Source organism: Streptococcus intestinihominis, from assembly GCF_046824975.1.
In the GTDB taxonomy this organism is placed as follows: Bacteria; Bacillota; Bacilli; order Lactobacillales; family Streptococcaceae; genus Streptococcus.
The window spans coordinates 376,220-376,925 of record NZ_JBKQBL010000001.1 but is presented as its reverse complement, the minus strand read 5'-3'; the positions used below and the strand labels follow the sequence as shown (position 1 = coordinate 376,925).

The following is a 706-nucleotide window of genomic DNA, read 5'->3' as shown; positions in this document are numbered from 1 at the left end:
TAAGGATGCTCTTGGTGAACATATCTATACCAGCTTCTTGGAAGCCAAACGGATCGAGTGGGCAAGTTATGCAACCTTTGTTTCACAATGGGAAATTGATAACTACTTGGACTTGTACTAAGCAAATTTATCCAAAAATGAGCTAGGTTTGATGACCTGGCTCATTTTTCATACAAAGAAAATGGATGGGACCGACCGGTCTCATCCATTCTTTTTACTTAATTTTCTTCATCTGGTGTCAAAATCATCGGGATGATGATAGGTTCACGTTCCGTGCTTTCGTAAAGGAAAGGACGAAGGGCGTTGACAATAGCACCGTGTACGGTTTGAATATTGGCATCTTTGTTCTTCAAGGCGATTCGAATAGCATTGAAGAGGATGCGTTGACTTTCACGGATCAGGTCACCGGACTCTCTCATATAGATGAAGCCACGGCTGAGGATATCTGGTCCAGCTAAAATCATTTTCGACTTGAAGTCAACTGTCGCAACAGCTAGGACAACCCCATCTTCTGATAAATCTTTGCGGTCACGAAGGACAGCCGCTCCGATTTCTCCGATGCGATTTCCGTCGACATAGATATCTTGAGCATTGAAACTTCCTGCGATACGAGCTGAGTTAGCCGTCAGGGCAAGAACATCTCCGTTGCTCATGATGAAGATGTTATCTTTCTCTACTCCACAATCACGCGCAAGTCCAGCGTGAA

Annotated in this window: 1 protein-coding gene and 1 pseudogene; one reads left to right on the top strand and one right to left on the bottom strand. The window is 44.2% G+C overall.

Features of this window, described 5'->3' with window-relative positions:
• On the top strand, nucleotides 1-121 hold a 121-nt coding region (locus ACLOR3_RS01985), incomplete at its 5' end, for a hypothetical protein (protein WP_412036988.1).
• 97 nt (nucleotides 122-218) lie between these two features.
• On the opposite strand, the pseudogene ACLOR3_RS01980 reads toward ACLOR3_RS01985, so the two are convergent.
• Nucleotides 219-706, bottom strand: a pseudogene (locus tag ACLOR3_RS01980) (ribonuclease J); the annotation flags it as partial.